This is a genomic window from Dysgonomonas hofstadii (assembly GCF_014196915.1).
In the GTDB taxonomy this organism is placed as follows: Bacteria; Bacteroidota; Bacteroidia; order Bacteroidales; family Dysgonomonadaceae; genus Dysgonomonas; species Dysgonomonas hofstadii.
Map to the genome: position 1 here is coordinate 425,509 of NZ_JACIEP010000001.1, position 26,055 is coordinate 451,563.

15 protein-coding genes and 1 tRNA gene are annotated in these 26,055 nt (G+C 38.9%); all 16 read left to right on the plus strand.

What is annotated here, in order from left to right:
* Positions 1–150: 150 nt before the first annotated feature.
* The 16 genes from GGR21_RS20850 to GGR21_RS01365 all read left to right on the plus strand — a co-directional run bounded on the left by GGR21_RS20850 (position 151) and on the right by GGR21_RS01365 (position 26,047).
* Complete coding sequence (locus GGR21_RS20850; RefSeq protein WP_246347956.1) at positions 151–1,287, plus strand: linalool dehydratase/isomerase domain-containing protein; 1,137 nt, start codon at positions 151–153, stop codon at positions 1,285–1,287.
* 87 nt (positions 1,288–1,374) lie between these two features.
* Positions 1,375–2,790, plus strand: coding sequence for a tetratricopeptide repeat protein (locus GGR21_RS01295; RefSeq protein WP_183305330.1), 1,416 nt, complete (start codon positions 1,375–1,377; stop codon positions 2,788–2,790).
* A gap of 168 nt (positions 2,791–2,958) precedes the next feature.
* Positions 2,959–3,031: transfer RNA gene (locus GGR21_RS01300), tRNA-Lys, on the plus strand.
* 407 nt (positions 3,032–3,438) lie between these two features.
* Positions 3,439–6,537: a glycoside hydrolase family 2 TIM barrel-domain containing protein gene (locus GGR21_RS01305; RefSeq protein WP_183305331.1), complete on the plus strand. Its 3,099-nt coding sequence runs from the start codon at positions 3,439–3,441 to the stop codon at positions 6,535–6,537.
* Between the two features lie 652 nt (positions 6,538–7,189).
* Positions 7,190–8,074 carry an AraC family transcriptional regulator gene (locus GGR21_RS01310; RefSeq protein ID WP_183305332.1) on the plus strand — a complete coding sequence of 295 codons (885 nt, stop codon included), beginning with the start codon at positions 7,190–7,192 and terminating at the stop codon, positions 8,072–8,074.
* Positions 8,075–8,224: 150 nt separating this feature from the next.
* A complete protein-coding gene (locus GGR21_RS01315; protein WP_183305333.1) occupies positions 8,225–9,490 on the plus strand; it encodes a cellulase-like family protein in 1,266 nt (421 codons plus the stop codon).
* A gap of 143 nt (positions 9,491–9,633) precedes the next feature.
* The gene (locus tag GGR21_RS01320; protein WP_183305334.1) at positions 9,634–12,792 is read left to right on the plus strand and encodes a SusC/RagA family TonB-linked outer membrane protein; all 3,159 of its coding nucleotides are present in this window, start codon (positions 9,634–9,636) and stop codon (positions 12,790–12,792) included.
* A gap of 40 nt (positions 12,793–12,832) precedes the next feature.
* Positions 12,833–14,521, plus strand: a complete 1,689-nt coding sequence (locus GGR21_RS01325) for a RagB/SusD family nutrient uptake outer membrane protein (RefSeq protein WP_183305335.1) — start codon at positions 12,833–12,835, stop codon at positions 14,519–14,521.
* Between the two features lie 26 nt (positions 14,522–14,547).
* Complete coding sequence (locus tag GGR21_RS01330) at positions 14,548–15,399, plus strand: hypothetical protein (RefSeq protein WP_183305336.1); 852 nt, start codon at positions 14,548–14,550, stop codon at positions 15,397–15,399.
* Between the two features lie 116 nt (positions 15,400–15,515).
* Positions 15,516–16,154 carry a GDSL-type esterase/lipase family protein gene (locus GGR21_RS01335; protein ID WP_221232870.1) on the plus strand — a complete coding sequence of 213 codons (639 nt, stop codon included), beginning with the start codon at positions 15,516–15,518 and terminating at the stop codon, positions 16,152–16,154.
* 8 nt (positions 16,155–16,162) lie between these two features.
* Positions 16,163–19,021, plus strand: coding sequence for a glycoside hydrolase family 2 protein (locus GGR21_RS01340; protein ID WP_183305338.1), 2,859 nt, complete (start codon positions 16,163–16,165; stop codon positions 19,019–19,021).
* A gap of 111 nt (positions 19,022–19,132) precedes the next feature.
* Positions 19,133–19,693, plus strand: a complete 561-nt coding sequence (locus tag GGR21_RS01345) for a glucose-6-phosphate isomerase family protein (protein ID WP_183305339.1) — start codon at positions 19,133–19,135, stop codon at positions 19,691–19,693.
* Between the two features lie 6 nt (positions 19,694–19,699).
* Positions 19,700–20,668, plus strand: coding sequence for an ROK family protein (locus GGR21_RS01350; RefSeq protein WP_183305340.1), 969 nt, complete (start codon positions 19,700–19,702; stop codon positions 20,666–20,668).
* Positions 20,649–22,424, plus strand: a complete 1,776-nt coding sequence (locus GGR21_RS01355) for a class I mannose-6-phosphate isomerase (RefSeq protein WP_183305341.1) — start codon at positions 20,649–20,651, stop codon at positions 22,422–22,424. The genes GGR21_RS01350 and GGR21_RS01355 overlap by 20 nt, the downstream gene beginning before the upstream one ends.
* The gene (locus tag GGR21_RS01360) at positions 22,417–23,211 is read left to right on the plus strand and encodes a glucose-6-phosphate isomerase family protein (RefSeq protein ID WP_183305342.1); all 795 of its coding nucleotides are present in this window, start codon (positions 22,417–22,419) and stop codon (positions 23,209–23,211) included. The genes GGR21_RS01355 and GGR21_RS01360 overlap by 8 nt, the downstream gene beginning before the upstream one ends.
* 325 nt (positions 23,212–23,536) lie before the next feature.
* Positions 23,537–26,047: a beta-mannosidase gene (locus GGR21_RS01365; RefSeq protein ID WP_246347957.1), complete on the plus strand. Its 2,511-nt coding sequence runs from the start codon at positions 23,537–23,539 to the stop codon at positions 26,045–26,047.
* The last annotated feature ends 8 nt before the right edge of the window (positions 26,048–26,055 follow it).

Sequence of the window (26,055 nt, forward strand, 5' to 3'; positions counted from 1 at the left end):
TTTTAACATGAGAATGCAATTTATCTTTTTAGAAGCACATATCTTTAATAATAAGATGCAAAGAAAACCAACAGTAAAAGATCACGAAATATTACTTTCGTTACTTTTTAGTTAAAAATGAAAGACTGGATAAAAAATAGAATAAAAAATATGAAGCTGAGAAATAAAATATTCCTTGGCTTACTATTCTTGTTTGTTATCTGGTTAGTTGCAATACAATTTCAAACTTATACATATCCGGATGCTGAAGAAATAGATAAAAGATTAAATTATCTGGAGAGGGTTGTTTACCAGCCGTTGGATCCGGATGGCGAGATCTATCAAATAGGGTATGAGAGCCACGAATTTATGTTGTTTTCATATGCTTATTCAGCCTATGCACTTACCAATATTGCTGTAAAAGATTCCACATATAAAGAGAGGGCAATACCTTTGATCAGGGAGTGTATTGCCAAATCGCTGACTAGAAAGATATATTCAGCTTATGGCGTTGATGAATCATTAGCTCAGCAGGATTCTGTTGCCAGCTTTTCGGTTTTGTATCTGGGGCATCTGAACCTTATGATGGGGTGTTACAGGCTGTTGTCGGGCGATAATGCATTTAATGATCTGAATGACAAGATAACCAGATACTTAGCAGGCAGATACGAAAATACTCCTTTTATGAATCTCGAATCTTATCCTGATGCTATATGGATACCCGATAATACAGTCGCTTTGGCTTCATTAAAGCTCCATGACGCAAATACGGGCAGTGGGTATGGCGATATCTGCAAACGATGGATAGAATATGCGAAAGTTCATTATATAGAGAGTAAAACGGGTGTGTTGTATTCTACCGTCGCAGCCAAAAGCGGAGAAGCATTGGAAGAACCCAGAGGATCGATGCTGGGCTGGAGTATTATGTTTATCTATCAGTTCGACAATGAATTTGCTATAGAATTATATAACAATTATAAAAAATATTTCAGTTTTAACTTACTTGCATTCAGGTTGTTTAAGGAAAGGAGCAACAGCTTTGAAATAAGTCTGGGTGATATTGATTCCGGCCCCTTGTTTTTTGGATATAGTATTCCTGCCAATGAATTTGCTTTAGGGGGAGCTGTTATCTCCGGAGATGTCAAAACAGCCCGTCAGATTGAACGGTTAATAGAATTTGGGGCTTCGGAAAAAGAAGAAAATAATGAACTGAAATATAAGATACGTTTTATAGATATGAATATCAATCCTATGGCTGAGGCACTTGTCCTTAATTCATTGACCCTTACTAGATGGGTAGAAGAATAATTAACTCAAAAAATGATACAAAAGTATTACCTTTGATCCGCTTTGGTGATCGTTGATTGTTACTTTTTAGTTAAAATGCAAATATAAATGTCCGAAAAAGATATAACACAGCTCATAAACAGATACGAACAAGCCCTGCATTCAGGAAAAATCCCATATTTCGATGCTGATGAATTCGGAGATCTGGCCGACTATTATGATTCGAAGGAAGATTTGAGTACTGTCCGGAAAATAATAGACGCAGGCTTGTCGATTCACCCGGGTAATACATTCCTGCTTGTAAAGAAGGCAAAGCTTGCCGTCTATGACGGAGATTATGAAAATGCGTTGAACATACTGCAATCTTCAACCGAATATGATTTTGATTTATATCTTTTAAAGATTGAGTGCTATCTGCAACTGGAAGAATATCCTGATGCCTACAGGTTATCTGAAGAGCTTTTGGAGAAGGAAGATAATGAACCATTGGATCATGTACTTGCTGAGCTTGGTTTTCTGCATGTTGAGGCCGATTGCTTTAAGGAAGCTGCTCTTTATTTTGAAGAGAGCCTGAAATATAATCCTGACAATATAGAGGTGTTATCGGATATGGCATATTCCTACGAAATGCTCGGGGACTATGATAATGCAATCGTTGCAACAAATAAGATTTTGGATATCGAATCTTATACCTACGAAGCTTGGGTGAATCTTGGTAAATTATATTCCCTGAAAGAAGAGTTTGAAAAAGCGATAGATGCTTTTGATTTTGCTTTGACCATAAATGATTCTGATCATAATATCCTGAAACTCAAAGCTCATTGTTTAACGCTTATGGGCAGGCCGGAAGAGGCGATTGTGATATTCAGGGACTTATTGTCTGTTGACCCGGAAGATACTTCTACTCTGCTTCTATTAGCGGAATGTTATCAGTCCTTGGAAATGTACGATGAGGCACTTGAGAGCCTCAATATGTATCAGTCAATAGAAGGTATAACAGAGGAGTTGCAATCTAAACAGGCTTATCTCTATCTGCAGAAAGGAGACCTTAGGTTAGCTACATCCATGACGGAAAAGGGATTAGAGGAAAACCCGTTTTCTGTAGATATGAACATGATTGCCGGAGAAATCGCACTGAGACGGGGAGAATTTGATATTGCTGAAAATTACTATTTAAGTATATATATTGGAAATGAAGATAACTTTCAGTTATTAGACAGGCTTGCGATAGTGAATATAAAAAAAGAGGATTATCAGGAAGCGGCTTTTTACTCTGAGAAAATGTTGGCGCTGGACCCTTATAACCTGTCGGTTAAAGAGCGTCTGGCATTACTTTATTTTGAACTGGATGATAAAGGACAGTTTAATAGCATATTGGACCAGTTTTCTGACACAGAGTTGTTATCATTATTTGGCCTGATATATGCGCCTCAGTCTTCAGATTACTTTGACAGGGATATGTTGATCTCTTATTTAAATAAGGCGAGAGAAGCAAGGACTTTATTTAAAAATATGAAATATTGATGTATTTTCTTTGTGACTGTCTATTTTGCTGAAAATTAATGTTCTATGAGAAAATATATCTTCCCGGAAAGGATAAATCTGAAAATATAAGGTGATTTTTGCAATCATTTATTTGGATAATAAATAATTTACACTACCTTTGCACTCGCTTTAATAAAGCAACAGGGAGATTCCGTAGCTCAGCAGGTAGAGCACATCACTTTTAATGATGGGGTCCTGGGTTCGAGCCCCAGCGGGATCACTAAACAAGAAGCGGTAAATCATTGATTTACCGCTTCTTGTTTTTTTAGTGTTTGGGAAGTACTTAGATTTTTTGAAGTATTTATTTATAATTTATTAAATATTTCACTTTCAAAAAAGCGATTTTTAAATATATATTATACACGTTTTATAGTTAAAATACCTCTCTGAAAAATCTAAGTAGTATAGTGGAGGTATTCAATTTTTCCGTATTAGGCACAATTCCATAAAAAGGAACAAATAAATAATTTAATTATAAATTTGATAAAATGGGCTTTGTGAAAAGATTTTTCTCATAATCGTCCTGATACCAATGCGTTATTGGAAGAATTGGAGATTGCTATTTCACATTCTTTTCGTATTTTCGCTAAATAATATCCGTTATCACTCAATCTAATATCATTGAATATGAGACTAACATTCATTTTAGTATTTCTATTAGTAATTACCAATATTACATCCCAAGTTCCCGAATGGCAGAATCCGGAGATATTTGCTGTAAACAAGGAAAAGCACCGGGCAACATTCTTACCTTACCCCGATCAGACATTAGCAATTCAGGACAACTATAATTCATCGCCTTATTTCCAATCATTAAATGGCATCTGGAAGTTCAAGTGGACAGCCAAACCGGCAGATGCTCCTGCTGATTTTTATAAAGAAAATTATAATATCAGCGATTGGGCTGATATGCCTGTTCCCGGGAATTGGGAATTTAATGGGTTCGGCATACCTATATATACTAATATAACCTATCCTTTTCCTGTAAACCCTCCGTTTGTAGATGTGAATGATAATCCGGTAGGTTCATACAGGTACGAATTCGATATTCCGCGAAGTTGGGATGGACGCAAAGTATTTATTCATTTCGAAGGTGGAACTACAGCTATGTATGTATGGGTTAACGGGCAAGAAGCAGGATATACCGAAAATGCGAAAAGTCCTGCCGAATTTGATATAACCCCTTATATCAGGCAGGGTAAGAATACATTGGCTTGTCAGGTATACAAATATGGTGACGGATCATATCTTGAAGATCAGGATATGTGGCGCTTAGGTGGTATCAATAGAAATGTATACCTTTATACTACCGCCCAGACCCGTATATCAGATTTCTTTGCTCATCCTGATCTTGACGCTAATTATAAGAATGGGGTATTTAGTCTTGAGGTTGAATTAAAAAACTATACGAATGAAAATAAAAATCAATCGCTAGAAATCTCCATATTAGATAAGAGTGGCAAAAAGGTATTCAATAAATTCCAGAAAATAGATATACTGGCCAATGCATCTAAAGAAGGCCAGTTCAGAGGTACGGTTTCCAATCCATTGAAATGGACGGCAGAAACGCCTAACCTGTATACTTTGCTTATAACGCTGAAAGATGAGAAGAATAATATTGTAGAAGTTACTTCTCACAAAATAGGATTCCGTAAGATAGAAATAAATGACGGACAGGTATTTGTCAATGGAAAAAAGGTTTACTTCAAAGGTGTGAATATGCACGAATACAATTATAAGACCGGGCAGGTTGCTGACCGTGAAACGATGATGCGTAATCTGCAACTGATGAAAGAGCTGAATATTAATGCCGTGCGTACATCGCATTATCCTCAACCGCCGCTATGGTATAAGCTTTGCGACGAATATGGTATGTATCTCGTAGATGAAGCCAATCAGGAATCGCACGGATTGGGATATGGTCCCGAGAATGTATCTAATCGACCGGAATGGCTCGCTACCCATATGGACCGGATAAAAAGCGTAGTGGAGAGGGATAAAAATCATGCTTCGGTAATCTTCTGGTCTTTGGGTAATGAATCCGGTAACGGAAAAGCGTTTTTCGATATGTATGACTGGGCCAAGCAACGAGACATCAGTCGTCCTGTGCAATATGAACAGGCGCATCAGAAAGACAGGAATACCGATGTGTTTTGCCCGATGTATCCTTCATGGGAGTCTATGAAACGGGATGCAGCGAAAGACCTCGGTAAACCTTATGTTATGTGTGAATATGCGCATGCAATGGGCAACAGTATGGGTAATTTTCAGGATTACTGGGATCTGATGCGCAGCAGCAAAAACATGCAGGGTGGTTTCATCTGGGAATGGCACAATCACGGTTATCCAGCGAAAGACGATCAGGGAAGGTCTTTCTGGGCCTATGGTGGCGATCTCGGCGGATACAACCTTGTAAATGACGGTAACTTCTGTATGGATGGTGTTATCACCCCGGATCAGCAATATATGCCGCATACACATATTGTGAAGAAGGTTTATCAGAATATATTGTTTGAGAAAAAAGACCTGTATAATGGCGTTATAACCGTGATAAACGACTATAAATTTACCGATCTCACTGATGATAACTATTATTATGAATGGGTACTTTTAAAGAATGGGAAGATCGATGCCGAAGGCAAATTTGAGGTGCTCGTTCCGGCTGATTCCCGCAAAGATATTAAATTGAATATCCCTCAGGTGAAGGCCGAGGCCGGTGTGGAATACTACTTGCAGGTATTTGCCTATAACAAAAAAGAGACTCCGTTTCTTAAAGCCGGATTCGAGGTTGCACGGGAAGAATTTGCTTTCGACTCTAATAACTACTTTGTAAACAAAACGAATTCCGGTTCATTAGATATAACTAAAGAACAGGATAAGATAGTGGTTACCGTAGGTGCTATCCGATATGAGTTTGCTACAAACGACTCATCGCGAAGCCTTACTGGGTTTGAAAACAACGGAAAACGTGTGATGAATGAGCTACCACGGCTTAATTTCTGGCGGGCACCTACCGATAATGACTTCGGGGCAAACGACCAGATCAATCTAAGGCTTTGGGAAGTTGCAGGAGATAATATCCGTTATCATTTCTCGGGTAGCGAAGAAAAGGATGGAAATATAACTATTAAATACGAGTGTACATTATCGGCTGTAGATGCAATAGTAAACCTTACCTATACTCTTAACAAAGACGGTAGCCTGACTATCGATTCCCATTATAAAGCCTTATCTGATAATCTTCCTGAAATGATGAGGTTCGGTATGATTATGACTTTAGCGAAAGACTTTAATGACTTTAGCTGGTACGGACGCGGCCCGCATGAAAACTATGTAGACCGTAATGCCGAAACATTTATTGGTATATGGAACAGTAAAGTGGAAGACCAGGCTTTCCCTTACTACCGTCCTCAGGAAACCGGAAACAAAACAGATGTAAGGTGGCTGGCTCTGAAAAACTCACAAGGTAAAGGTATATTAATCGAAGGATCACAACCTTTGTCGGTAAGTGCGACTAACAACAGGCCGGAAGATCTCGATCCGGGCAGGACTAAGAAACAACAACATTGGTCTGATGTCCTTCCACGCAAGGAAGTTGTGTTGTGTGTTGATCTCTTCCAACGGGGACTTGCAGGGCTTGATTCGTGGGGTTCAAGACCGTTAGATAAATATAAATTTAAGAACAATGAGTATGCTTATGGATTTACCATAAGATGTTTACCATGAACTGAATAGAAAAAGCTTACAATAATTCAGAGGCGTAATCCCGTTTTATCTGCGGTTTCATGATGTCGCATGTATATCACGGAAGTACTGCTAAAATCTGCTTTTTAAAATTCAAAAACAGCAAGTTATGTTCATTTGTGGATGTGAGGGATACGACTTAAAAACAACTGGAGTTCGCTACTCTGCTTAGGATTTTATAGATTCAAATTTTTTATATATGCGATGAACGTCTAAAATAAACGCTTCAAATTTGTGTAGGTATTATACAATTAGAAATGAACAAATATTTATTTGCAATAGCATAGCATATTGTCAATGCTGTTGCAAATGGAATTAACTATCGCCTGTTTATTTCCTAAACTAAACAAAATTGGAATACTTTGGAAAATCAAATGCAGATGGTTACCTTTTAATGCTTTTCTTAACTCCCGGAATCTCAAAAGAGCACCTGTTTAACATATTACAATATGAGTGCAAAATACATCATTAATTTTTATTTAGAAGGGATTGAATCTGCTAAAAAACAAAAATGTTAATGGTAAAATACCATAACATGAAGCTAAAATATGAATAATATTATATATATTAGTTCATTATATTTGTAAATAAGCTGTTAACCTGATTATAATATTCAATTAATACTACATTAGATATGATACCGCTATATCAAAAACTACCCTTTGATAATACTAGATATATTAATTTTTATAAGGAAGATTTGCCACATTTCATTGTTCCGATGCATTACCATCCTGAAATTGAAATCATGTATATATTGCAAGGAACAGGAACACGGTTTGTTGGAGATCACATCGACCTGTATGAAGAAGGAGATGTTTGCATGCTGGGGCCTAAAATAATCCATGAATGGCGAAATGATGAGGTCTATTTTCGTAAAGATGCGGGATTAAGATCTTCTTGTTTATGTCTGTTTTTTACAAGTGATATTTTCGAAAAAAACTTTATTTCACTGCCAGAAATGGATAATATCCGGTTATTGCTTGAGCGTTCGCGCCGAGGTATTAAATTTATAGGGGAAACCCGCTCCCGGATAGGTGCTCTTATGGAAGAATCAGCAAAACAGGCAGGTGTAAATAAAGTGGTTAACTTTCTGAGAATTCTGGATGTAATGTCAACAACAGAGGAATATGAATTACTGACCAGTGTAGGGTATACTGAATCGGTCAATTCAACAGACTTCCAGCGTTTCGATAAAATATACCAGTATATCATGAAAAACTTCTCTGAACAAATCAAGCTTGAAGAAGTTTCCGGTTTAGTAGGATTAACTCCTAACGCATTTTGCAGATATTTTAAGGGACGGACGAAGAAGACGTTTGTGCAATACCTTAATGATATAAGAATAGGACATGCAAAAAAACTGCTAATCAAAGGGAGGATGAAAATATCCACCCTTAGTATGGAGTGTGGATTTAATAACCTATCTAATTTCATAGAGCAATTTAAACGCTCAACAGGTATGTCACCCTCCGAATATCAAAAAAGGTTTGGAGTAAAAAACCAAAAAGCAATATAAAACAGTAATTGATAAAATACCAAAACTATTTGAGAAGATCATGGTAGTTTTCCATTACATCTATCCATATCTTTACAATATGAAATACTAGCCTTTTCAGGTAGCTTCATAAACACGATTGATACCATTGAAATACATACAATAAACGGAATGGACAGAAGGCATTTTATAAAAAAAGCAACTGCGACGGCTCTGACAGGAATTGCCTCTATAGATTTAATCAATTCCCAATCGTTGACAGATCATTCCTTTGATAAAAAGGAATATTCTTCAGTCTCGCCAAGAGCTATCACCATGTGGGACTTTTCATGGCTGGAACGTCGTTGGCCGGGTGCCGGGTATGAAGATTGGGATAAAGCCCTCGATGAACTGGCCGACCGTGGATATAATGCCGTACGAATCGACGTCTATCCGCATCTGATAGCAAAAAATCCGACTAAGAGATGGATGCTTAACGAAGTATGGAATCAACAGGTTTGGGGTAGCCCCGATTTGAATGAGGTACAGGTTCAGCCATATTTGAATCAATTTCTTGAAAAATGCGGAGAAAGAGATATTAAGGTGGGAATATCATCATGGTACAGGCAGGATACCGATAATACGGTTATGTCGATCACCTCTCCAGAAATCATGGCTGATTGTTGGATTAAAACATTGCAGTCTATCGAAGCGGATGGACTTTTAGATACAGTTATGTTTGTGGACTTGTGTAATGAATGGCCGGGAAACCTTTGGGCTCCATATTTTTCCAGTCAATATCCGCATGTAGTCTGGGGGCAATGGTATAAAGATGAATCCCTGAAATGGATGAAAACTGCGTTGAAAATAATGAGAGGTAAATATCCGGAAATGCCTTTCTTATTCTCTTTCGATCATGGTGATGTGGAAAAATACAATGAAATAGATACTTCATTTCTAGACTTATACGAACACCATATATGGATGGTTTATCAGAACGGTAGTGAGTTCTACAAAGCAGTTGACTATAAAGATGGACAGTTCTCTCCTCAGGCATACAAGAATGTTGTTGCACGGGCTGAAAAATTATATAAAGAAAAACCCGAATACTGGCAACAACTCCTTGTTGACAAAATCGAATTAATGGGTAAAGTAGCAAAGCAAAACAAACGTCTTGTGGTGACTACTGAATGCTGGGGAATTGTGGACTATAAAGATTGGCCGTTGCTCAGTTGGGATTGGGTGAAAGAACTCTGTGCGTTGGGAACCATAACCGCTGCTAACACAGGAGCTTGGATAGGAATTGCAACCAGTAACTTCTGCGGGCCTCAGTTTGTCGGTATGTGGCGGGATATCGAGTGGCATAGGAATTTGACAAAAATAATCCGCTCTTCCAAACTCGATAAAACGATTACAGAAGATAATGAAATTGTACATAAATTACTAAGAAGAATATAATATAGACAAATTATCAGATTGTAAATAAGCTTAAATTTAATATCAAAACTCTAACTATTACTATGAAAATGGTAGACAAGGTCAATCCGGATATAAGCCCTTGTTAATCATTAGAATTATTAATCTATCAAATTAATTATTTTATGGAAAAAAGAAATAGAATTATTTCCTTTAAGGCCTTTCTTTTCTCAAAAAAGACGGTGCTACTTCCGGTTTTTCTACTCATATTTTGCCAGTTGATACAGGCACAAAGTGGAAAAAACATTGCAGGGATTGTAACTTCCCTCTCAGACAATGAACCTTTGATTGGGGTGAGTGTCGTACAAAAAGGAACAACAAATGGAACGTTAACCGATATCGATGGAAAGTTTGAATTGACTGTTCCTTCCGATTGTGTACTCGAAATCAGTTATATTGGTTTTATCCGTCAGGAAATAAATGTAAGGCCCGGAGATACCGACATCCGGATATCCCTGAAAGAGAATTCTCAGGAATTAGAAGAAGTCGTTGTCATGGGGTATGGTGTTCAGAAAAAGAAACTTATCACCGGCGCTACTGTACAGGTAAAAGGTGATGATATTCAAAGAATGAGCACAGTAAACCCACTTACAGCTTTGCAAAGCCAGACTCCAGGCGTTAACATTACCCAGACTTCCGGTATGCCGGGCGAAGGATTCAAAGTCAACATCCGTGGTATAGGAACTGTCGGAGATTCCAGCCCCTTAGTGGTTATCGACGGAATAGTAGGAGGTGATATAGGTACGCTCAATCCCGGAGACATAGAGTCGGTGGATGTACTTAAAGATGCGGCTTCCGCAGCTATCTATGGATCGAGAGCGGCAAATGGCGTTATCCTTATTACGACTAAACAGGGAAGAAGTGGAAAAGCAACAATCTCATATGATGGATATTTTGGTGTGCAGAATGTGTATAAAATGCCCGATCTTCTTAACGCGCAGGAATATGCAACAATAATGAACGAAGCCAGATTAATGGACGGACTTCCTGAATATAATTTCAGCAGTCTGGTTCCTGATTGGGAAAGTATTGCAAATGGAAGCAATCAGGGAACAAACTGGTTCGATGCCATAAGGAATAAAAATGCTCCTATGCAAAACCATTCTCTCAATATAACTGGTGGTAACGATCAGGGCATATATTCTATCGGCATTTCATATACTTCGCAAGAAGGTATACTGGGGAAACCCGTTGAACCGAACTATGACAGATACAATTTCCGGGCAAATTCAGAATTTACTCTCTATAAAAAAGACGGACTTGATATCATAAAATTCGGTGAAAATGTAACATATTCATATACTGAAAAATCGGGTATTGGTATCGGAAACATCTACCAGAACGACTTGCGATATGCGATGCGTGCCAGTCCATTTATGCCTGTCTACGATGAAAATGGCGACTATCATTCTGCTTTGCAATGGAATCTGATGCAGGCAAACCCTATAGCATACATGGATTATGAAAGAGGACAGAATATGCAGAAAAATCATAATCTGAGGGCAAAAGCATTTATAACCATACAACCGGTTAAAAACCTGGTAATCAAGAGTAACTTTAGTATTGGTCTCAATGGAATATCTTATCGGGTGTTCAAACCGGAATATAATTTATCTTCCAATGCATATAGGAATGAGAATTATGTCTCTCAGGAAATGGCGTTAGGCCTTGGATGGTTATGGGAAAATACGGTCAATTACAGCTTTAATCTGAATGAAAAGCACAACTTCGATGTTTTGGTTGGTCAATCATTAGAGCGTAATGGGCTGGGTGAACGTATGAAAGGAGAAAATGTAAATTCCATATTCAATGATTTTGATCATGCTTATCTCACTAATACAAATGTAATCTATGCTGACAAAACGAAATTGATCGGTTCGCCTTATGCCGACAAGCATGGTATTGCTTCTTTCTTTGGACGTGTAAATTATAACTACAAAGAAACATACATGGCCTCATTGATTATGCGCGCCGATGGGTCATCTAATTTTGCAAAAGGTAACAGATGGGGTTACTTCCCGTCCATATCTGCCGGATGGGTAATTTCTAATGAATCATTTATGGAACCGACAAGAGGATTTATGGATTTCCTCAAATTACGGGCGAGTTGGGGACAAAATGGAAACCAGCAAATTGATCCTTATCAATACCTGGCACAGATTTCCTTTACCAGTTCTAATTATTTCTTTGGAAACGATAAGAAAACAATATCTTCAGGATCATATCCTTCTCTGTTAGCAAATCCCGACGTCACATGGGAAACATCTGAACAATTAGATTTTGGATTTGATGCCCGATTCCTCAATGGACGCTTAGGTGTAAACTTCGATTATTACACTAAGACGACCAAGGACTGGTTAGTTGTAGCCCCTACATTAGATCTTTACGGAGCTAACCCTCCCTATAAGAATGGAGGAGAAATCAAAAATAATGGAGTCGAAGTTCAATTGAACTGGAATGATCATATTACTGATTTTACTTATGGCGCTAATCTGAATTTCACTTATAATAAAAATGAGGTGACAAAAATAGATAATACAGAAGGTATTATTCAGGGAAGAACTAATGTATTAAGCGAGGGAATGACCGAAATATATCGTGCTCAGGTTGGTTATCCTGTAGGATATTTCTATGGATACAAAACCTTAGGTGTTTTTCAGACAGAAAAAGAAATAGCGGAATATAAAGGTGCTAAATTATCGAATTCACAACCGGGAGACCTTATTTACGAAGATTACAATGGAGATGGATCTATAGATGATAAAGACCGCCAGATGATAGGTAATCCAAATCCTGATGTAATCCTTGGTCTTGGATTAAACTTTGGATACAAAGGTTTTGACTTGTCGATAACAGCAAATGCTTCGTTAGGACACCAGATAGCAAAATCGTACCGTTCTTTCACTGACAACCCGCTCGATAACTATACTACTGAGATTTTTGGACGCTGGCATGGAGAAGGAACATCTAACCGTCTGCCAAGGCTTACTTCAGGCTCTAGTTCAAACTGGCAATACATGTCTGATATTTTTATTGAAGACGCTGATTATCTGCGTATCCAGAATATTACCATAGGCTACGACTTCAAAAGACTATTTCCTCGCATGCCTTTGGGACAAGCACGACTTTATTTTACTGCGCAAAACCTGTATACATTTACAGGCTATTCCGGTCTTGATCCTGAAATAGGCTGGGGTGCGGATGCTTCATGGGCTTCTGGTATTGATGTGGGTAACTATCCTGTACCACGAACGTATATCGTGGGAGTTAACCTAAAGTTTTAATAATATACAAATATTGCCTTTACAATAAAAATGTATAAATATGAAAAAAATTATATTTCTTTTAATAATAACATTCACGCTTATATCCTGTGATGGGTTCCTCGACTCAGAAAACATGGTGCAAAAGGATACCTCAAACTATCCTACAAATGCTAAGGAGATTGAAGAACTGTTGACAGGTACTTATTCTGTATTTCCCTCTGTAAATGTAAATCAATGTACGTTTTTTGTTTCTGAGTTAATGTCCGACGACCGCCTGGGAGGAGGAGCAGCAGTCGACAGAAGTTGGGCAGCATTAGATCAGATGAAGAAAATTAATGATAACATGTTTTCCGATTTCTGGAAAAAGATGTATTACGGTATTTATCGTACGAATCTGTTGTTGGAAGTGATCGACAATATTGAGACTTGGAATACCCCTAATCAAAAGAATATTATAAAAGCGGAGACTCATTTCCTGCGGGCTTACTTCTATTTCGAACTGAGCAGAGCTTTCGGGAATGTACCTTTAAGTCTGAATACTCTGGATGAGAATCTGCCACGTGCTTCAGTTGAAGAAGTTTATGGACAAATAGCAGCCGACCTGAAATATGCGATAGAAACACTAACAGATAATACTTTTGAACAGGACAAAGCCCGTTCAGGACATGCTACTAAATGGGCCGCCCAGGGTATGATGGCACGTGCGTTCCTATTCTATACCGGATATTATAAAAAAGAGTCGATGCCTCTCGCAGGAGGAGGAGAAATGAGCAAACAGCAGGTAATAAACTGGCTCGACGACTGTATAAAAAATAGTGGTCACGGCCTGATACCTAAGTTCCATAATCTTTGGCCTTATGGAAATAGGGCTACAGCGCCTGATTACAAATATGTCGTGGATAATGATGTTCAATGGATAGGTGAAGAGGGTGCAAATTATGAGACAGTCTATGCAATAAAATATTCAGCAATGGGTGAAGATAATTCAACAAGCCTGTATTATTCCAATCAACCCGTTCTTTATTTTTCGATACGTAATCAACCTAGTTTTGCTGACATATTCCCATTTGGCGAAGGATGGGGCGGAGGTCCCGTGGCTACAAATATGATAAATGACTGGAAAAGTAAAGAGCCGAATGATCCAAGACGCGATGCTTCTGTCCTTGATGTGGAAAATCCGGACGAAGGATTAACAAATTATACATGGGGAGCCAGTATGCAGATTCAGGAAACAGGACTTTGGCAAAAGAAATATATAGCTATCAATGCTTACCACTCTGAATATGGTCTCTGCAATTACAGTTGTTCTTTATATGGCCGGTCACCAAGTTATAAGGCAGATAATACTCAGGATCAAATCATTATTCGTTTCGCTGATATCCTGTTAATGATGGCCGAATTGACGAAGGACGCGTCATATATCGATCAGGTAAGAGACCGTGTAGGTTTAGGTTCTGTTGGAGCCTATACTGAAGAGGCGTTGCGCAACGAACGCCGTTGGGAGCTCGCTTTCGAAGGATTACGTTATTACGATCTTCTCCGTTGGGGTATTGTTGGTGACGCGCTCAACAAGCAAAATGGAATTCAGGTGAAAAATAATGGAGTAGATGCAGTAATGAGTTATGATAACATCAATGCACGTTACCAGCAAACAGGAGGCTTCCTGCCTGTTCCACAGACTCAGATTGACCTCTCCGGAGGTGTTTTAACGCAGACTCCTGGTTGGGGAAGCGATGCAATTTATTAATAAAATAAATTTCTAAATTGAAGAATATGAAAAAAATAACATTAATATATTCCTTTTTATTCTCTCTTATATTTATGTTCTCCTGTGATCCTATCGAGGATAGAGAGGGTATGGGAGGTATAGTTCCTGCAAGCGACTTCAAACTGGAGACTTACTCTATTTTAGTAGACAATGTGGCCAGTAATAAGATTGTAATGAAGAACAGCACCTTTGGCGTCGGTTCATTCTGGGATTATGGTTCAGGATTTTCATCTCGTCAGCAAGATACAGTTATTGTACCGTTTTTGGGTAATCTCCCAATTACATTCACCGGAATATCCAACGGAGGAACAGATACAAAAAGCCAGACAGTACAAGTCGATAAAATAGTATTTCCCGTAGACGAAACATGGAACCTGTTAGCTGGTTATGACGCAAATGGCAAGACCTGGATGTGGGACTTTATCGATCCTGGTAATGTGGTCTTTGGTAATGGTGCTGCATTAGTAAATTACGGGCCGGCATGGGCACAAAACTCCGCCGCATCAATGGATACAAACGACCCTACAGTAGGTATGAACGGCACAATGACTTTCGACTTGAATATGAAAGCGAATTTTACCAAAAAGAACGGTAGTGGAAGTGTGGTTGAGACAAGTTCTTTCTCGTTCGATATGACAAAGACAATTCTATCGGCCGATGGTGTGACCGATTGGTCGATAGGCCAGCTTAATATTCCTGATGCCTCTGTAATGCATGGTATCTCCCCGAATGCACCTGGTCAACCGATTGTTCACACTTACGAAATATTGAAACTCACTGAGGATGAAATGGTTCTTGCAATCATTAGTCCTAATGGGTGGGAAGGATGGTATTGGAAATTTAAGGTAAAAAGATAATGGGATTTTAGGCTAAACAAATTTTATGCATTCTAATCAGGAGCAGAGTGAAAATCTCTTCCTCTGTTCCTGATTTACCTTTATTTATGATGAAAAAAAATATACTTTTTATTTGTTTGATATTTAACACTGTTCTCCTTTCTGCTCAGTATCAACGGGCTGAAATGTGGGCAGAAAAAATAGCCGAACTCGACGATAAAAACCGTAAAGAAGGAATTATTCAGGATTGCGTTCTATTTATAGGCAGTTCTACTTTCACACGTTGGGGAAATGTTGCAGATTATTTTCCTGATTTTAAAGTCGTAAACAGGGCCTTCGGAGGCTCTATGTTATGCGATCAGATCTATTTTTTTGATAAGGTTGTAAAACCATTCAATCCGAAACAAGTTGTTATTTATTCCGGAGATAACGACCTGAATGATACACCTACCACACCGGAACAATATATGGAAGATGTTATATGCATGACCAGGCTTATTCATTATCATTTTCCGCAAGCTAAAATAATGTTTACATCCGTAAAGCCATGTCCGGCACGGACACATTCATTCAAAAAATATAAGAAGGCAAATCAGCTAGTAGCCGGATATGCTGCTAAGTACGATTATATAGATTATGTAAATATATGGGATTGTTTCTTCGATAAAAAAGGAAAACTAATTCAGGAATATTTTACCGAAGACAATATACATATAACTAAGGACAGCTATCGTTTCCTGAAAGAAGCGATGTATGACAAAATACTTCAAAAATAGACGGTGATATGAAAAATATATTTGGGATTATTATATTATTCCAGTTTATTGCAGGTTTTCAAAATCTGAATGCCCAATACGAACTCAATTTCGGGCTTCAGTCGAAACAAGCGGAAAGTGAACTGCCGAAGTCAAAAGCGGCATACATCCCCCCCACCCCTAAAGCTTATCAGTATATAAATGGAGAGCTACAAAAAGATGAGGAAGGGAATTTTACAATAAGCAAAGGTTGGGAAATGACAGAAGCTTATAAGCTGTTTGAAGAGGGAAATTCTTTATGGAAGACTTCTTCAGGTAATACCGGCTGGTATAACGCGACTGTCCCCGGAACTGTATTGACTACCTTAGTCGATCAGGGAATATATCCTGATCCTTATTATAGTCTCAACAATCTACATATCCCCGATACCTTATGCCGTATGGACTGGTGGTATCGTGTAGCTTTCGATATTCCGGCAGATGGACTCGATTCCGAATACGAACTTTTATTGAACGGTATCAATTACAAAGCTGATGTTTGGCTGAACGGGCAACGGCTCGGAAATCTCGCCGGAGCATTTAAAAGAGGCATCTTTCCGACAAAAGGAATATTGAAGAATAATGAAAAAAATATTCTGGCGATACATATATTTCCACCTAATAATCCGGGCATACCTCACGAGCAAAATAAGCTGTCATTCGGTGGCAACGGAGGAGCCTTATGTCTCGATGGCCCCACTTTTATTTCATCCGAAGGATGGGACTGGATACTTGGAATGAGAGACAGGAATATCGGTATATGGCAGGATGTTAAGCTAGTTAGGATGAACAAGGTCAAAATAATAGATCCGTTTATTATTACAGACCTGCCTCTGCCTGATACTTCTTATGCCGATTTGACGATAAAAACAACACTGGAAAATATCACAGACCAGTCACAAATATTTATATTAAAAGGGACAATAAACAACATTACTTTCTCAAAAGAGATTACGCTTAGCCGCAATGAAAAGAAAGAGGTAACCATTGACAAAAATGAGTTCAGCCAGTTAAGGATACAAAATCCACAACTATGGTGGCCAAACGGTTATGGAAGTCAATTTCTCTATAATCTTAAACTGTCGGTAGAACAAGAAAATAAAATATTACAAACCAAAAATATCCGTTTCGGTGTTAGGGAACTGTCTTATGAACTGATGGCTCAATCCGAAGCCAAAGAAAACGTTCGTTTCAACTACAGTCCTACCGATGCGGGTAAACCTTTATTCAATAATAAAAATGCCGTAAAATTGGAAAACACTCAATATCCCGACATCTTTGTGCCGACTTTTGAGAGCGGTGCGGAAAAGTATATCAACAGAATAACCGCTAGCGAAGAAAAAGATAATCCTTACCTGACTATACTGGTAAATGGCAAAAAAATATTCTGCCGTGGTGGAAACTGGGGAATGGATGACGGGATGAAGCGGGTGTCGAGGGAAAGACTCGAACCATATATCAAACTCCATAAGGAGATGGGCTTCACCATGGTGCGCAACTGGACAGGTGAAACAACCGAAGAATTGTTTTACACGCTGTGCGATGAATATGGATTACTCGTATGGAACGATTATATGATGTCGACTCAGACTTTCAACCTGGAACCCTTAGACCATAAACTCTTTCTTGACAATGCGGAAGACATTGTGCGCCGTTTCCGCAATCATCCGTCCATTGCTATCTGGTGTCCTCGCAATGAAGGGTATGCTCCTGCGGCATTGGAAGACGGTTTTCAGAAAATAATCACAGAGAACGACGGAACACGCCATTATCATGGAAACTCGATGAAACTCAATCTTCGTCCAAGTGGGCCATGGCATTATCTGGTAAAATCTATGGATTACCTGACTGAGCGTTCTGATGGATTCACTACCGAACTGGGAGCGCCATCCGTACCTACAGCCAATACTATCCGCAAGTTTATAGCAAAAGAAGATCTGTGGCCGATAGGAAACGTATGGTATTACCACGACCTGCACATCGAGAGTTTCGACTGGAAAGATTATATCCGTGATGTAAACCGTATAGGTAAAGAAGAAAGTAAAAATATAGATGAATTTGCTGCGCGGGCACAGTTCAAGAATTACATCCTCTACCGTAATATGCTGGAGGCGTGGAATAACAAAATGTGGAACCATGCCAGTGGAATACTGCTGTGGATGAGCCATCCGGCATGGCCCAGTATGACATGGCAGACATATTCTTATGATTATGAAACTCCCGGATCGTATTTCGGAGCAAAAAAGGCCTGTGAACCTGTGCATATTCAATGGAATTGTATCAACAACCAGTTACAGGTTATAAACACAACCTTGGCAAGTCTGCCTTCAGCTAAAGTTAGCTTTGGAATATATGATTTAAAAGGGAAAAAGCTTTTCAACAAACAACTGAAAGTGAACATCGGAGAGAATAGTGCAACTAATTGCGGTGAGATGACTATTCCTTCGGATATTCAAGAAGAATTGCTGTTAGTGAGGGTAGTATTGGAAGATGCCAAGGGAAAACAGATTTCAGTAAATGATTACTGGATCAATCAGAAAGACAGTAACGATTATACTAAAATATCAGATATAGGAAAAGCCGGAATTAAGATCATAGAAAAAGGAACTAATTATAAAAACGGAATTCTATCACTCAAAGCGGAAGTTAAGAATACGGCACCGGATATAGCCCTGACTGTCAAGCTAAACGCCCGGGAAAAAGAAACCGGTCAGATTATACTCCCTGCTTATATTTCCGATGGGTATTTTAATTTATTACCTGGTGAAACCCGGATTTTAGACGTGGAAATACCATTGCAGGAGAAGAGAGAAATATACATGTCGGCAGAAGGATTAAATACATTCTAAAGAGAAAATAAAAGGTAAAAAGTACAGATTAATTATACAAAGAATACATTACCATGAAATAGAAATATCTTATGGATAGGGAGAAATTGTCTCAAAAAATAAAGAACGAACATGGATAAATCGAAAATTTTGTTTCCAAAAGCAATATTCACGAATAATCTTTTAACCGGGGAGAGCGTAAAATGTGACACACGCAAACTATCCGATCTGGAGAATATATTTCTGGATAAAGAAGCTTTCCGCAATATGGACTTGCAGCAAACAGTCTACAATGTCAACAGCCTGCTTCCCGTAAAGGAAAATACTCCCGGAGGGCTTTTTTTCGGTATCACTACTATTTATCCGGGAAAAGTAGGGAATGAATTTTTTATGACAAAAGGGCATTTTCATTCAAATCTCGATACTGCCGAATTTTATTGGGGAGTGGAAGGTGAAGGAATGCTTATAATGATGGATATGGACAGGAATGTATGGGCCGAAAGAATGTTTCCGGGAAGCCTGCATTATATACCGGGAAAAGTTGCCCATCGTGTAGCGAATACCGGCTATCGAAAGCTGGTATTCTCTGCCTGCTGGCCATCAGATGCCGGGCATGATTATAAATCGATCGCGAAAGATGATTTCGCCATGCGGCTGATAGAAAAAAATGGAGTTCCTGTACTGATTAAATAAAAAACGATGAAAGAAACATATACAATAGGAATCGATCTGGGAGGTACATTCGTAAAGGTGGGATTGATTGGCAACGGGCTAATTATTGACTGTTCTGTATTCGAGTCTAATATGCATAACGGATTAGAAGCTAATTTGCCTGACCTGAAATCGACGATACTGGATATTATCGATAGGAATAATGTCCTGGTAAATGAACTGACCGGCATTAGTCTCGCTTTCCCGGGCATAGTAGATGCGACTAACAGCAAAGTATTATCGACGAACGAAAAATATGATGACGCATGCCGGTTGAATCTGGAAGCATGGTGCGAAATAAATTTCGGAGTGCCGTTCTATATCGATAATGATGCCCGGCTTGCCACAATAGGAGAATGGAAATACGGCGGCGCAAAAGGCCTCAATAATGTAGTAATGATGACTCTCGGCACGGGAATAGGCACAAGCGTCATTCTGGATGGCAGGGTGATGTACGGAGAGCATTTTCAGGCGGGATCGCTGGGCGGCCATTTTGTGGTAGATTATAAAGGACGGAAATGCTCGTGTGGAAACATCGGATGCGTAGAAGCTCATGCTTCATCATTTTTCCTGCAAAGAATAATCGAGGAAAGTGATAGCTTATCCGCTGCATTTAAAGCTGAATCAAAGGAGTACACTTTCGAAAAATTGTTTTGCCTGTCGAAAGAGAATGAAGAAGCCCAATCATTGATAAATGAATGCCTGAATGTGTGGGCTGCGGCAATAGTCACTTATATACATGCGTACGATCCTCAGATAGTGATCGTAGGAGGAGGAATTATGAAAAGTGAGGATTTAATCTTACCATTTCTTCGCCGCTATGTGGACGAAAACGCATGGTGCCCTACACAAAAAGTAGAGATAGTAGCTTCTGAACTGGGAGATAATGCCGCCGTGTTAGCAGCAGAATATTGTTTAATAAATAAAATAAGAAAAAGTGAATCCGCTAAAATATAAATCAAATTATGATAAATATCCGGTGGTTCAATTACCGGACGATTATATAAAAGATTGTTTCCCAGGCTGGAATGCAATATTAAGTGAAATAGCTTCTAAACTGCAACAGAAAGTTGGGAAAAAAAATATCCTTGTCATAGAATGCTATCCTGGGGTATTTGAAAAAGAAATTGAAGATAATTTTCTATCTAAATTTCCTGATGTACTGATTCTGAATTCATCATCGGCAATGCTCTGTGAGGATAAACTCAATGCCTTGCTGAAAGAAGATATAACAGACGATGAAATATTCGGCTATATGACCCGCCGGAATATCGACTGCTATTTCGACACTATAAAAGTTGAAGCATTACGAAGCCAAATAAAAGAAGCGAAGAATGATCTTATAATCATTTTTGGTACAGGCGCGGCTTATATACAACCGGAATCCGATATTCTCATGTATGCCGATATGGCAAGGTGGGAGATACAGATGCGTTTCCGTAGAAATGAGTTAGGCAATATCGGAGTCAATAATAAAGACGAACGGGCTTCTCTGAAATATAAAAGAGCTTTTTTTGTAGACTGGCGCATCTGTGACCGATTCAAAAAGAAATTAATGCCAAAATGGGATTACGTCCTCGACACGAATATCAAAAACGAACCTAAAATGGCTACGGCCAAGGCTATACGTGCAGGACTGAAACAGGCTGCAAGCCAGCCATTCCGTGTAGTTCCTTTTTTCGATCCCGGACCATGGGGCGGACAATGGATGAAAGAAGTCTGCGACCTCGACAGAGATCAAAAGAACTTTGCATGGTGCTTCGATTGTGTGCCTGAAGAGAACAGTCTCTTGCTTGGTTTCGGCGATGTGAAATTCGAATTGCCGTCTATAGATTTGGTTTTCGCACATCCCTGTGATTTGTTGGGAAAACCTGTGCATGCTCGTTTCGGAGATGAATTCCCTATTCGCTTCGATTTCCTCGATACAATGGATGGAGGTAATTTAAGCTTACAGGTGCATCCTCTGACAGAATATATACAGGAAAAGTTCGGGATGCACTACACGCAGGAAGAAAGCTATTATATGCTCGATGCCCGAGAAGATGCAGTAGTATATCTCGGTCTGAAGAACGGCATAGATAAGGATAAAATGATCAGTGAACTTGAAGATTCCCAGACTACAGGAAAATTCGACGCAGATAAATATATAGGGAAATATCCGGTAAAAAAGCACGACCATATCCTTATTCCTCCCGGCACGATCCATTGTTCAGGGATTAATGGAATGGTACTCGAAATAAGTGCAACTCCTTTCATCTTTACCTTCAAACTATGGGACTGGGCCCGTCTGGGGCTTGATGGCAGACCACGACCTATCAATATCGAGCATGGAAAGAATGTGATCCAATGGAACAGGGACGAAAACTGGGTGAAAAATGAAGGTATCAATCAGATAGTGAAGGTGGCTGAAGGCGATGGCTGGCATGAAGAAAAAACCGGATTGCACGAGTGCGAATTTATAGAAACCCGCCGTCATTGGTTCTCCAAGACAGTACCTCATAAAACAAATGGTAGTGTAAATGTACTGAACCTGGTGGAAGGACGTGAGGCGATAGTGGAAAGTCCGACAAACGCATTCGAACCGTTTGTTGTGCACTATGCCGAAACTTTTATCATCCCTGAGGCTGTGAAAGAATATACAATACGTCCTTTCGGCGAATCGGAAGGGAAAGAATGTGCTACCCTCAAAGCTTATGTGAGACACAATGGATAAGAAAATTCTTCAATTCGATCCAGGATTTGGAATTCAGCCAGTCAGTAATCCTTTAGGTTTTCTCTACGACAATGATGTATTTGGACCTGAGGTTGAAAACAGACGGTTGGACGATATACGAAAAAGCCTGATGCAACCCGATTGCGATGGCCCGGAAGTGGTCTATTCCATTGCTATGGATGTAGGAAAAAAAATACACCGTGAGATGCTAATCGACAGGCACCTCTTGTTTGGAGTGGTGACATTTGCTGCCGGGAAATTAGGTGCAGAGCCTATACGCAGTCAGGGACATATACATAAAGTCTCACCGATAAGTAACTGGTCTACTCCCGAGGTATATGAAATATGGTCGGGTGAAGCCATTATATATATGCAGGAATATGCAGAAGACGATCCGGGACGTTGTTTTGCTGTGTATGCCAAGCAGGGAGACGTGGTAATTGTTCCGCCTTATTGGGCTCATGCCACTATAAATGCGAATCCGGACAAGGAGATGACATTCGGGGCGTGGTGTGACCGAAAATACGGATTTGAATATGATGGCGTGAGAAAGCATAAGGGTATAGCATGGTATCCGCATTTCGATGAGAATAATACATTGGAATGGGTGGCTAATCCCCTCTATAATAGTTCATCTTTAATATGCAAAACGCCTGAAAAATATCTTTCTTTAGGCATTAAGGATAATAAGTCTATATATCAGTTGTTTGAAGAAAATCCTGATTTATTTTCGTTTGTTCCTTTTCCTCAAAAAAAGAAGGATGTATGGGTGGATTTTGTGCCATAGAAGTAAATTAATTTAAAATAGAAAAGTTTATCTATATATTTTAGGTGTAGGAATAGTTATTAAAAACGATCTTTGAAAAATAGAAAGTCAGGTTTTAATAAAATAAATACACAATAAAAATCCTGCAATAGTGTAACATTTGCCTCGCCTTCGCTTCGGCGATCGTTGATTGTTACTTTTTTGTTAAAAAGCTAATGGCTAACAGTTAAAGGCTAAAATACTAATTCGTATATTTAAATTTCAAAATATGAGATTTTTTTATTTTTTACCAGTATTATTTTTTATTATGTTGTCTTCCATAGTTTTGGCACAGAAACCTATCTATATGCAGATAAATGAAAGTTGGCAATTCAAACAGGCCAGGTTGGATAATTGGTATCCGGCAACAGTACCCGGAGTAGTGCATACCGATCTTGTCAAGAATAAATTGATAGAAGATCCTTTCTTCGGGCTCAATGAACGAACCATGCAATGGATAGACAAGGAGGATTGGATCTATGAAACAAATTTTGACGTATCATCCGAAATCTTTGAGAAGAATAACATTTCTATTTTCTTCAAAGGATTGGACACTTATGCCGATGTATATCTTAATGAGGAAAAAATACTGGCAGCGGATAACATGTTCCGTGAATGGAAAGTAGATGTAAAGAAATTACTGAAACAAAAAGATAATAAACTAAGGATATATTTTTATTCCCCGATAAAAAAAGCGTTGCCCGAATGGCAGGCCAGTCCGATCACTTATTTTGCATCTAACGATCAATCGCAAAACGGCGGAATGTTCGATGCGAAAGTCAGTGTTTATACCCGTAAGGCCGGATATCATTACGGATGGGACTGGGGGCCACGGTTGGTTACTTCCGGTATCTGGAAACCGGTTATACTGGAAGCATGGAATGATGTGAAAATAGAGAATGTACATTACATACAGAAAAATGTAACAGCCCGCCATGCTGATATTGATACTGGCATCGAAATATTATCAGATAAGGATGCACAGACAGTAAAGATTCAAATACTGGACGAGAACACGGATAAGATATTAACCGAAACTTCATCTGAACTGACAGCAGGAAAAAACATAGTAAATGTAAACTTCAAACTGAAGAATCCGACCTTGTGGTGGAGTAACGGGCTGGGTAAACCTCATTTGTACAGTTTCAAAACAAAACTGATACTGAATGGTGAGACTGCCGATGAAGATAAAACCCGCGTTGGTATCCGTTCCATAGAAGTAGTCAGAAAGCCTGATAATGAAGGCTTGGCATTCTATTTTAAACTGAATGGAGTTCCAATATTCTCGAAAGGAGTTAACTACATACCCGGAGATGTTTTTTTGCCCCGTCTAACAAGGAGCGACTATGAGAAGACGATAAAAGATGCAGTAGATGTCAATATGAATATGATACGTGTCTGGGGAGGCGGTATCTATGAGGATGATATATTCTACGACCTTTGTGACGAAAATGGCATTCTTGTATGGCAGGACTTTACATTCGCCTGCAGTGTATATCCTTTAGGCGATAAGATGAAAGAAAATATAAGACAGGAAGCTAAAGACAACATTCGCCGTTTGCGCAACCATGCATCGCTTGCTCTCTGGTGCGGCAATAATGAGATTATGGATGCGATATTCAATTGGGGATGGATGGAAAAATATAAAAAGGAAAATCCGGAACATTTTAATATTATTCTGAAACAATATTTTGATCTTTTTCACGAACTGTTACCTGAAGCGGTGGCAGAACATAACCCAGAGACTTACTATCTCCCTACATCACCTTTCAATGATATGAAAGGCACACGAAGCGAGACTTCGGGCGATTATCATTACTGGGCCACCTGGCAGCAGGGGCTTCCTATTTCAACATTCAATGATGTTCGGAGCCGTTATTTCAGCGAATATGGTTTTCAATCTTTTCCGACGATCGAAACTGTGAAAAAATACGCATCCGACAGCCGTGACATGAATATATATTCAGATGTGATGATGTGGCATCAAAGGGGTGGAATGAACGCCAATAAAACAATAGAGAAATGCATTATCAATGAATATGGCAAAGCGAAAGATTTCGAATCCTTTCTGTATCTCAGCCAACTGTTGCAAGGCGATGCCATGAAGATCGCCATGGAAGCACACCGGCGCGATATGCCATTCTGTATGGGTAGCCTTTACTGGCAGCATAACGATTGCTGGCCTGTGGCCTCATGGTCGAGCAGGGATTATTGCGGGCAATGGAAAGCGCAGCATTATTTTACAAAAAAGGCTTTCGATGAAATATTGATATCGACTGATCTGAAAAATAATAACTTAGATGTATATATTATTTCCGACAAGTTGGAAAAACTGAAAAGTAAATTAAGGATACAGATTATAACACCGGATGGGAAAGTTATCTCCGATATAAGTAAGGATATCATTGCCGTACCAAATTCGAGCACCAAGGTTTTAGAATTAAATCTTGCTGAATTACTAAAAGAGGAGAAAAAAGAAAATGTTATTATTTATTCATATCTTGAAAACGATAAAAAACCGCAGTATGAAAACATTTCATTCCTGACCGAGCAAAAGAATATGCAATATCCAGCTTGTCAAATAACCCAAAATATACTTGCTATCGATGGAGGATATGAAATAAATTTAAAGAGTGATAAATTCGCAAGAGGTATCTTTCTATCGATAAAAGGAACTGATCATCACTTTAGTGATAACTTTTTTGATTTACTTCCTGGTAAAGAATATAAGATAAATGTGACTACATCTTTATCCCTGAATGAATTTGAGAAACAGCTAAAAATAATATCAATAGCAGACGCCTTAATAAATGAATAAATAATAAA